Below are 10,042 nucleotides of genomic sequence, written 5' to 3'. Positions count from 1 at the left end.
AGTATACGAGTGCTAATAAAAATATCCCCTTATATAATAAGGAAAGGTTGTTATTTCTAAATACAACTAACCTGCCCGTTTGTTCAATAAGGAATTCAGCAAAAAAGGTGGTTAATCCTTCAGATCAACACACCTGTTAGTTCAATAACTTAGCTCTTGCTTGTAGTTTATGTATTCTATCTTTTATACGAATACACTTATTCAGATGTAAAAAAATGTGTCTTGTTGCAGGCATCAATATTAACCCAGCAATGGTTTTTTTACTCCAGTAGTCCGCTAACCATTTTGAATTTTGAGAAACAGCATTTTCTTCAAACAGTCTTGTAATTCTTTTTTGTTCAATTTTTTCCTTGAATTGGCCAGGTTGCAAAAAAGATACGACTTGACGAGTTTGTTTACCAACCGCATTTCTATAAGCTAATAAGGCATTAATATCAATGTCCGAACTTATTAAGGCAATTTCCTTTTCGCTCATATCATTGCCAGAATGAATAAATTCTGTATTCATTTTTTGGTGCCAATTCACACTAAAAAGAACCTGTGGTTCATTAGCCAGTAAAATATTCATAGTCATATCTTCAATTCGGGAGATATGCCATAAATGCCAGGCAATCGAATTTTTTGTATCAGTATTTGGTGCTGGATAATGTCTAAGAGTGGTCTCATCCAGATTCTTCAACACTTCATCTTCAAGTGTAACTTGAGCAGTTTTATCGAGAGAGGAGGAATGCACCAACGAATGCTGAGATAGAAATAATAGAATAGCTCGTGAGTGTTCAGTAGGTTTTAAGATGATCTCTGTTAAAATCTTATGATTTTCATTCCAAGTCTTTCGTTGTTTCATATCCATAAAAATTAACCACTCCTATTATGTGATATGTAAATATTCGAATGACCTTTAATTAATTCCTTCTCACAATTCAAGAAAGGATAGAAAAACTATAATGGCTCTTCAGCTAACCTGTCCCTTTAAATAAAAAACCAAAAAGGAGTTGCCACAGCAACTCCTTTACTTAACATCTGCCTCCGCTTAAGGACATTTCTTTATAAACCAAAATCGTTGGCATTATATATGTCACCAATAATCCCTTTAAGCTGATGGACACCCAAATCTGTATTTGTCATTATGACCAAACCATTTTCTAGAAAAGGATATGCAACCATCATACATTGAAATCCCACTCCCCAACCAAGAGATGAAATTTCAAGTTTCCCTTTTGAATCATCTAAAAACACCCCTAGTCCAGTCCACTCTTTACAACCTTGGGCGGTTATCATTTCTTTTGCCTTACTTAAAGATAGTCCAGTTTTACTTTTCCCTTTTAACGAATTAATTAATTCAATTACCAGAATGGATAAATCCGTAGGTGTAGACCATAGCCCTGACGCAGCAGGATAAGGATATAATGGATATTTCCCATCAACTAATTCTCCACTTTTATCGTGACCGCAAGAAAAGTTTTTCCTTTCCTTTTCTGGAATGGAAAATGGACTGTTGTACATCTCTAGAGGGTGAAATATTAGTTCCCCTGCTATATCTTCAAAAGATTTCCCAGTCACATCTTCTATTAGTAATTGAATGATACAATAGCCTGCATCTGAATATTGAAAGTTTCTCTCTGGCTCATATTGCACTTCAATAGGTACCTTACAATAGGGTGACTTGCCGTTTAATAAGTCAACCATTGTAGGAATGCCATCATTGGATTTTAGTTGAGTAAAACTTTCATCAGGGTCTATAATTCCAGATTGATGACAAAGCAAGTTTCTTAATGTGACATTTTTGTTTTCAGTAAATTTATTATCAGGGACTTTCCACGATTTTAGCTTCTTATTAATATCCTCATCTAATTCAACAAGACCTTTTTCTATTAATAGCATAACAAGCATTCCTGTTAAAAACTTGCTAATAGAACAAGCACTAAAAATAGTGCTACTATTTACGGATTTAGTCGTTATGGCTTCAAGGTCACCATAGTGTTCTGCCATACTAATTCTGGCATTATTAATTACTGCAATGCCTAAACCCCTTACATTATGATACATCATTCTTTCTTTAATGTTTAAATTAGCAAGTCCCATATCATCCCTCCACTTTAATAACAATATTTTACCAATAGTAGGTGAAATATTGTTAATTTTATCACCTACATTTTTCCACTAACCTGCCCCGTTAGTGAATAAAGACTAACATTTATATACCTAAATAGCCCCTTACCGTTGGCAGGGGCTGGCCATTTTTACAGAATAATAGTTGGGTGGGTTATGCTGCTAGCTTTGGATTGGGACCGTATTCATTTTCCCCAGGCTTGCTGTCTTGAGCTGCGAACACTAGAAGAATAATGCCACCGATTATTGGTATTAACCCTAACAATACCATTAACCCGCTTCTCCCTGTATCGTGAAGCCTTCTTACTATTACTGCCAGGGATGGTACAAGAATAGCTAAGGAGAAAAGACCTGTTAAGATTGAATCCAATCCCGTAGCTGCTTCTGCCACTGCAAGAAGAATAGTAATAATGACACTTATCAAAGTGAACATCCAATATTCTTTACGTCTTGCCCTTCCATTAAAAGTTGCATAGTTTTTAAGAACCTTTAAGAACCATTGCATTTTTTTCACCCTTTTCATATAGAATTATAAGTACATATTCAGTTTAACACTCTTCTTTATTCTTGAAAATTAGGTGTTTAATGGAATCTCGATATTAGTTTTTTATTACTAATCTGCTATCTTAATCAATCAAAAAGGGCGTTACCCCTCTTTTGAAGTAAAGCACCCGATAGTTTAAGTGTAATACTTCACAATCCACCGTTAAAAATAAAGAAATACTGTTAAAACAGCATTCCTTTATTAAAATTCCTATTGATGTTGTCCCTCAGTGAAAATTTGAAAGGAAACTCCAAATTTGTCAACTACACTGCCGTAAGCTGGGCTGAAAAAGGTTTCTTGCAAAGGCATTGTAACTTGTCCCTCTTGCATCAACGCCTCAAACATTAGTTTTGCCTTTTCAGCATTGTCGGTAGTGATACAAATAGTAACTTGGGTTCCACTTGAATGAGGCTGCCCAGGAAATGTATCAGAGAGCATAAGTTCTGTTTCCCCCACTTTAATTGTAGCGTGAGATACTAAGTTTTTTGCATCCTCTGGTAATGGAAATTCTGGGTTTTCAGGCATTTCTTCAAAGGACTGGGTAAAGAGTACATCAGCATTTAAAGCCTTTTGGTAAAAATCAATCGCTTCTCTAGCATTTCCATTCATTACTAAATACGGTATCAATTTCAGTGTCATAAATAATCATCTCCTGTTTTTTTAACTATAATCAATAACTAAAAGCAGTGCATCCATCGAAATAATAATAGAAGGATACTTCCATTATTACCCATGATTTAATTATATATTAAAGAACGTTTGTTCGCAATATAAATTTTTGTCCAACCTATCCAAAACCTTGTTTAACAGGAATGCTGCTCGTTAGCACATAAAAGAAAAAGGAACGCCGCAACGGTCCTCCATCTACTTTCTAAGGAAAGAATAGCTTACGGAGATTAAGTTAAAGGTTCTGGGAATCGTGAACCTGGTCATTGATAATGATCTGTATAATAATGAGATGCTGGTTACCGACTTAACGAATCTGGTGGCAACTCTTGATGAAATGGAAGGCGCTATTAAACATATGAAGTGACCATAAAAAAGAAGGCTAGACTGCTAGGTAAAGTGGCGTATCAAGTACCGAATGATACGGAAGTATTGAATGTGGTCCAGGTCAAAGAGAAGGAAGAATACCCGGGTCAGTTCATCAACATGGGATTTAGTTGTTGTTAAAGAAGAAAAGCCCACCTCGTATTGAAGTAAAAGCCTTTTTATACTATGCTCTGATTGTTTAATTAGCTAATATCAATGTTTTGAAGATGTCCTGTTTTAAAAGGGTGTAGCTGCGTTTCACCAATATCTGATTGAACTAGAGGGTCATTTTTAAACATTTCTAAAGCATCTTCGTATGACTCAGCCAAGTAACAAATTATTCCCATCGTACCGTCTAAACAAGCCCCACTAAATAAAATCTTTCCCTCAGAAAACATTTGATTTACGTATACAAAATGTTTGTCAAAAACTGCCTTCTCTTCTTCACTCATATTCTGTAGAAAGTTTTCGGTTCTTGGTTTTGCAGTTGCTAAGAATTGCTTTTTTTCCAATGAATAAACCCCATTTTGCTTTTATTATTATCAATAATAATTGTAAAACCCCTTTAAGTAAAATCTCTCTTATTAAACAAATCTGCCCGTTAGCCGTATACTCTATGTTCGTGGTGTGTAGTAAAAATTTAGTTGTTTTTAAATTTGTTTTTAGATTTAGGGGAAACTGACTGTTACCTGTAGATACAGTTGAATATTACAAAATTGTTTGACCTAAATTGTTCATTATATAAAGATTTGAGTCATCTTTTTTTAGAGACTGTCGAGTTCATAGGGGGTGTAATGGACGGATTTGACCCCCAAAGAGGAGTAATTATACGAGACGGATTCGGAAGAAGAAGATTTTTTGCATTTGTTTTGGTCGCTGCATTCTTTAGAGGACGTTGCATTTTCTAATCAAAGATAAATATTATTAGTCTTGTCCAATTAACAATAGCAGGGACTTAAGGTTAAACTGCATTCTAGGTGGATTTTCAGAACCGTGCTAACGGGTGCGTTAATCCAAGAAGGATTAACGCATTTTTTGTCTGACAAAAGTCTTGCAGTGAAACTAATGACGCTCTATGTGAAGGACTGTGAAGCATGACATTCTTGGGTTTTCTATTCTCTTTGTTAAAATTTAGTTCTCCAAGAAACGCATAATCTGCTGTAGCTCCTCCGCTTGAAACATATGCTTTCAGAGTATAAGTACCCTTAGGAGAACTTACCTCTGAAATTAAAGCTCCTTTAGGCAATCGGCTCATATCATATGATTACCAATAAACTCCATATCCCAATAAGCCAAGTATTATAAAGGGATAATTATTCTTTTCAATCATTCTCTCCTAAAATACCATTCTTCCTATTCTTCCGAAAAGAAGAGGGACAATTGGCTAAAGCTCCTTTTGCCTATGGTCTCTCCTCATAACTCAGGCTATATTAATTGCTCGTGCTGCTAATACAGCTACTATAAGAAGGGAGATTGAAGATTGAATCATCATAAAAATCTTTGCTCTTTTGGATAAAACCATCGTATCGGTTGGACTGAATGCTGTATTTGTATTGTAAGCCAGATATAAATAATCTAGGAATGACGGGTTCCATTTTTCCCATCCAGGGATTTCGAATGTCATTTGCGGAAATAAAAAATCGGAAGGCTCACCTTTTCCACTATGCCTCTTCAACGGACCGCCTCGGTCGATTTCCCAATACCATACTGCAAAAACCCCCATATTGACAATCCAAAGCAAGCCTGCACTCCGGAATAAACTGGTTGCACTAGCAGTATGTTGGAACAATGCATATATCAAAAATGACACACTGCTGACTAACCCTAACGTAATTACTCCTGTTATGCCAAGGGAGAAAACACGAGTCCATCCATGATGACCTCGGATCATACTTATTACCATTGGTACAAGCAGAATGACTACGAGAGAAACTATTGTCCAACTATGACCTAGTGTTAAAATTTCCGAAATAATACTAAGTAGTATACCAATGACTAGAACCGTCAATAAAAATGCGCCATGAGGAACTTTAATATGATTGTTATCCGAAAAATGAGATTCCTGCAATGGCAAACGCCTCTCTTTTTTTGTTTTATTCACAGCATATCATAATGAATATATTTTTATGTACTGTAAAAAAAAATTTTAATAATTGAGGGGAGTGGCAATCTATTCTTTCATTAGATTGCACTTCGCAACAAATTGCCAAAAACCTTAAAGATGGCTGAAAGATAGTATATTAATGTACAAGTATAAGTACGTATTATATAGTGTATGAGAAAAGTAGCTTTTCCATCAAATCTGCCCGGTTTTTGGAACAACCAAAAAGGCTCTACTCCTTATTGAAGTAATGCACCCGTTAGCCATCCATGCAGCGCAAAAATCGGCGCTGCACAACATTGAATGAAAATGGTTAGGTAGTGAATACTGATACTGACCTTAATCAGCAGGGTCTACTTAAGTATCATCATTTTTCAAATCTAGAGAAACTGATTTTCATGGTAGTTAAACAAGAAAGTATTTAATTTTCAAAGTTTCGAACCACACCAAGGACAAAACTCAATGCTTATACTCGACGTTCCACCATCATGTATTATCAACCCGTACTCATCATTTCGTTCATCAAAAATGATTATTTTGTCAGGACATTCAAACGGATTCTCATGTATTTCACGCGGAATTTGCATGATAAGCCATACCCTCACAACAATGTTTTTTCATAATTTCATTTCTCCTTATTTAGTTTAAGCCCCCGTTTGTTTAAGTACAATTATTCACAATCTCTATTTTAATTGGTAAATATCATTCGTCTTACTTAGATGAAGATGAATATTTATAAACACTACCAACATCCATTTCTACATCGGGATGATATGACACATATGTTTTCCCATTATCCTTAAACTCCCACAAAGTACCCTTCATTTCTCCATCAACTACGCCTATTGTTTTCCAAAATGGAATAAAACCTGGGATATGGATACCTGATTTTTCTGCTTCGGGAGAAATAGCCACTAATACTAATTCAGTATTCCTGGAAACCAAAGTGTTATTGGGTCCAGCCTGGAAATGTGGTACAAAAACCAAATATTTAGCCCACCACAATATAAATAAAATCATCATAATTACAAATGATATTATTAATTTTCTCTTCATACGTCCCCCTATTTTTAATCAGTACGTTTACTTCTTGAATTAAACTGCTCTTTAGTTAAACAGCAACCATTTCATCTAAGTTCATCTATGGGCGTATTAGTACCTAACTTACATTCATTTTAACTACTTTAATTACTGACTTTAACCAGTTCAAATGTTCCAATATCTTTTTACGTTTTACCGACTTTTTGGTAACTCGCAATATCCTTTCATATCGTTCTATTCTTTTCTTGGTGATATCACCCAGCTAATGGAGTTGTCCACATTTTCCATTAATTCAGTTGAAAAGTTATAGCTTTGCTTTTCCTCATACGTCAATCATCTCAATTTTAACAACCTCTTTTCTAACGACTTTTGGTTCTTATGCGGATAAACTGTTATTCAACTAACCTCCCTCAATGAAGAAAGGAAAATCTCCCGTTTTCTTTTAAAATATGAGCGAGATTAAACCAATAGTGTCCTGTTGGCTCCATACCAACCATGACTTTATCCATATTCTGTTCTTTTTTGATTTCCGAAATCCATTGTAGAAAAAGCTCAAAACCTTCTTTTGTATTTTCGAATTGACATGGTGATCCAAACTCTATACCTCTAAAATCCTGGGCACGTGCCACATGCTTAAATTTAGCAATATCGACTCCTATAATAAGAGTTTGAGAAGTTATTTGAGCAATCTTCTTATTCTGGTTATAATTCATTTTAAAGCCTCCTGGTATTTTGAGAGATTTGTCCTTTTTGCTGGCCAGCGTCAGGACTCTTTCATTCTACCAAGAGGTTGTTTTTTTGTTCAAACTCCATTTTCCTTAATTACAGGAATGCTGCCCCTTTAGTTGAAGAAGAAAAGCAACCAGTTTATTGGCAACCGTTTTCTTTCACAAAAGTCCCCGAAAGCATTCCTTTAGATCATTATTTTTCGACTTTGAAAAAAATAGGGCTCCTCAGTAAGATATGAGTATAGACACCACTCTAACTCACAACTTTAGGAGGAACCCTACTATGAAGTTAACTTGCCTAACTCTTACAAGTTTAGTGAGACTAACAGCAAGCTATTTTACAATTTCTAATTGGTGTATAATAGTGTGAAGAATTTGTATTTTAACGGGGTGGTCATGAAAATGAAGATTTTGTTTGATGAAACTTACACTTCAAATGACGGAAAGCGAACAAGCAGGAATATTTGGTATGGAGATGCTGATATATCTGTTGATGGAGAACATGGAAAAATCATTAATCTTAATGAAGATTTTATGGATAATTTATGTGAAATAATTAAAAATGACTTATCTAAAAATGCAGCAAATAAGCCTACTGAAACTAACTGGTATATTTATGGAAGTGGTGTAACTCAAGATTCTATTGGAGACAATAGCCGTCCGACAATTATGGTTCGTGAGAGGTCTGGCAAGTTTATAACTAATTTTAATATCAGTGACCACGATTTTGCTGTAAATATTGATGCTATTCTGTTGTTTAAGGCGGATTTTGAAAAACGTTTAGCTAGTCATTGAGGAGTAATATCACTATAAGCATTTTCAAACTATTTTGAGGGGATGATTTCATAAAAGAATTCATTCTCCTTTTTCATCTGGTGGGAGTCTTTTTGTGTGGAAGAAAAGGACATTTAATAATACAGATTGCGAATAATTTCACTTAAATTAAACTGCCCCTTTAGCTTAATTGAATACTTTAATTATCAATGTCACTTTCTTAAATTTTCACTATATAGATTAAGTCCAGCAGCACCTATAACCAATGAAATAATTATAATCACATAAATTAACTCCTTGTTCCTTGCTCCACCAGAAAAATCATTCATTAACAAAATAATTTCGATAAACATAAATAAGAACCCAAGCAATAAAAGCAGCAAGTAATTTCATTAAATATCCCCCTTTTCTTATTACCAAACTGTTAAACTTGTTCAATAAAAAAGCTGCAAATTAATGCAGCAAATATCCTACTCTTCATTAAAGAAGCTATGATCAATTTTTTTTAAAATAAAATATTCTTTTTCAGTGACTCCAATACCGTATTCAATCATTAGCTCCGCAAGCCGCTCTCCATCTATAAGGACTATTGTTTTACTCTCTAAACGGCTAACATATTCAATTGCTGGTTGAGTAAAATAGGATGTTGTAATGAACACTCCCTTTTTTACTCCTTCGCCATCTAATGCTCCAGAAAACCTCTGCAACTCTGGTGCTCCTACGGAATCTTCCCATCTTTTTGCTTGAACGTAAATCTTATCTAATCCTAGTTTATCTTCTTTAATTTTCCCGTCTATCCCTTTATCAGCACCGCTTACTGTTAGCTCCCCTTCTCCATAGCCCATCTTCTCCAATAAAGAGAGGACAATTTTCTCTAATTTCGACCAATGAGCACTTTTTATTTTCTTAATTACGGATTGGGCAAGCTCTTTATCAATTTGTTTTTTAGTGTCTTTTAATAAATCAATGGGGTCAATAATCTCATCTTCTGTCTCTAAATTTATATCTTTCGGTTTTTTGCTATTATTCATATTAAGAAAATTTAATCCAGAAGTAGTTATACAATAAGAAGACTGTCCAACTTCTTCAATAAAATCCATTTGCTTAAGTCGATGACGAGTCCCTCGAATCCGAGCGGTAAATTTATAATCTTTACTGTTTTCGTGAGTAATTAATCTTTGCTCTTCATTAAGATTAAAATAAATTGCAAGAAGGTTTAATATTTCACTTGAAGTGTGTTCCTTCCCATCAGATAAAATCTCTAAAAAGGGAACCATTATTTCTTTTGAGTGAGGTATTCCATCACCAGTGGAATCTTTATCTTTAATTACAATGAAACATTCACCAATCAAAATATCTTTGAAAGTTACCCAAAAACATACACATTACGGTTAGATTTTTGTTGGAATTTTATTTGTTTTTCAAGCATAATCTTACTTTCTGAATAACTTATTGGTCCCCAGATAACACATATTAAAATAAAATTTTTCACGACTTCTCTAACAAGGGAAGTTTTTTACTTACGCACAGTGTATTTAAATTCACGATAAAGTACGATTGTGAAAAAATGTACTTACACTAATGGGGGCGATTCTTCAATAACGGAGGATCGCTTTTCCTTATTGAATTAACGAGGTTAGCATTCCTGTAGAGCGTTATTTTTCATCTTTGAAAAAAATAGAGCTCCTCAGTAAGATATGAGTAAGACACGAC

The 10,042-nt window shown here is 34.6% G+C and carries 11 protein-coding genes and 1 pseudogene; 1 reads left to right on the top strand and 11 read right to left on the bottom strand.

What is annotated here, in order from left to right; all coding sequences use genetic code 11:
• Positions 1–136: 136 nt before the first annotated feature.
• From G8761_RS26160 to G8761_RS26120, 10 genes and pseudogenes are all read right to left on the bottom strand, one after another.
• Complete coding sequence (locus G8761_RS26160) at positions 137–850, bottom strand: DinB family protein (protein ID WP_166030862.1); 714 nt, start codon at positions 848–850, stop codon at positions 137–139.
• Between the two features lie 194 nt (positions 851–1,044).
• On the bottom strand, positions 1,045–2,082 hold the full coding sequence (locus G8761_RS26155) for a serine hydrolase domain-containing protein (protein WP_166030861.1): 1,038 nt from the start codon (positions 2,080–2,082) through the stop codon (positions 1,045–1,047).
• A 181-nt stretch (positions 2,083–2,263) separates the two neighbouring features.
• Positions 2,264–2,614, bottom strand: coding sequence for a DUF805 domain-containing protein (locus G8761_RS26150; RefSeq protein ID WP_166030860.1), 351 nt, complete (start codon positions 2,612–2,614; stop codon positions 2,264–2,266).
• A gap of 249 nt (positions 2,615–2,863) precedes the next feature.
• Entirely contained in the window at positions 2,864–3,292 is a 429-nt protein-coding gene (locus G8761_RS26145; RefSeq protein WP_166030859.1) for a VOC family protein, read from the bottom strand.
• Between the two features lie 596 nt (positions 3,293–3,888).
• Positions 3,889–4,197: a YciI family protein gene (locus G8761_RS26140; protein WP_166030858.1), complete on the bottom strand. Its 309-nt coding sequence runs from the start codon at positions 4,195–4,197 to the stop codon at positions 3,889–3,891.
• Between the two features lie 473 nt (positions 4,198–4,670).
• Positions 4,671–4,940: a DUF5412 family protein gene (locus G8761_RS28230; protein WP_207789356.1), complete on the bottom strand. Its 270-nt coding sequence runs from the start codon at positions 4,938–4,940 to the stop codon at positions 4,671–4,673.
• A 165-nt stretch (positions 4,941–5,105) separates the two neighbouring features.
• Positions 5,106–5,753, bottom strand: coding sequence for a DUF1345 domain-containing protein (locus G8761_RS26130; RefSeq protein WP_243450164.1), 648 nt, complete (start codon positions 5,751–5,753; stop codon positions 5,106–5,108).
• Between the two features lie 461 nt (positions 5,754–6,214).
• On the bottom strand, positions 6,215–6,373 hold the full coding sequence (locus G8761_RS28225; protein ID WP_420800291.1) for a DUF6980 family protein: 159 nt from the start codon (positions 6,371–6,373) through the stop codon (positions 6,215–6,217).
• Positions 6,374–6,497: 124 nt separating this feature from the next.
• Complete coding sequence (locus G8761_RS26125; RefSeq protein WP_166030857.1) at positions 6,498–6,842, bottom strand: hypothetical protein; 345 nt, start codon at positions 6,840–6,842, stop codon at positions 6,498–6,500.
• A gap of 422 nt (positions 6,843–7,264) precedes the next feature.
• Positions 7,265–7,540: pseudogene (locus G8761_RS26120) on the bottom strand (IS110 family transposase); the annotation flags it as partial.
• 417 nt (positions 7,541–7,957) lie between these two features.
• Here G8761_RS26120 and G8761_RS26115 point away from each other — a divergent pair.
• Positions 7,958–8,350, top strand: a complete 393-nt coding sequence (locus G8761_RS26115; RefSeq protein WP_166030856.1) for a hypothetical protein — start codon at positions 7,958–7,960, stop codon at positions 8,348–8,350.
• Positions 8,351–8,799: 449 nt separating this feature from the next.
• On the opposite strand, the gene G8761_RS26110 is transcribed toward G8761_RS26115, so the two are convergent.
• Positions 8,800–9,681, bottom strand: coding sequence for a restriction endonuclease (locus G8761_RS26110; protein WP_166030855.1), 882 nt, complete (start codon positions 9,679–9,681; stop codon positions 8,800–8,802).
• Positions 9,682–10,042 lie beyond the last annotated feature (361 nt).

Source organism: Neobacillus terrae, from assembly GCF_011393025.1.
GTDB classification, from domain to species: Bacteria; Bacillota; Bacilli; order Bacillales; family Cytobacillaceae; genus Neobacillus_A; species Neobacillus_A terrae.
The sequence above is the reverse complement of the archived record's forward strand: the minus strand, read 5'-3'. Positions and strand labels throughout refer to the sequence as shown.

Excerpts from the sequence above, each read along its gene's own strand:
- G8761_RS28230 (WP_207789356.1), bottom strand. The coding sequence starts at position 4,940 with ATGAGCCGATTGCCTAAAGGAGCTTTAATTTCAGAGGTAAGTTCTCCT.
- G8761_RS26115 (WP_166030856.1), top strand. The coding sequence starts at position 7,958 with ATGAAGATTTTGTTTGATGAAACTTACACTTCAAATGACGGAAAGCGA.
- G8761_RS26125 (WP_166030857.1), bottom strand. The coding sequence starts at position 6,842 with ATGAAGAGAAAATTAATAATATCATTTGTAATTATGATGATTTTATTT.
- G8761_RS26150 (WP_166030860.1), bottom strand. The coding sequence starts at position 2,614 with ATGCAATGGTTCTTAAAGGTTCTTAAAAACTATGCAACTTTTAATGGA.
- G8761_RS26145 (WP_166030859.1), bottom strand. The coding sequence starts at position 3,292 with ATGACACTGAAATTGATACCGTATTTAGTAATGAATGGAAATGCTAGA.
- G8761_RS28225 (WP_420800291.1), bottom strand. The coding sequence starts at position 6,373 with ATGCAAATTCCGCGTGAAATACATGAGAATCCGTTTGAATGTCCTGAC.
- G8761_RS26160 (WP_166030862.1), bottom strand. The coding sequence starts at position 850 with ATGGATATGAAACAACGAAAGACTTGGAATGAAAATCATAAGATTTTA.
- G8761_RS26155 (WP_166030861.1), bottom strand. The coding sequence starts at position 2,082 with ATGGGACTTGCTAATTTAAACATTAAAGAAAGAATGATGTATCATAAT.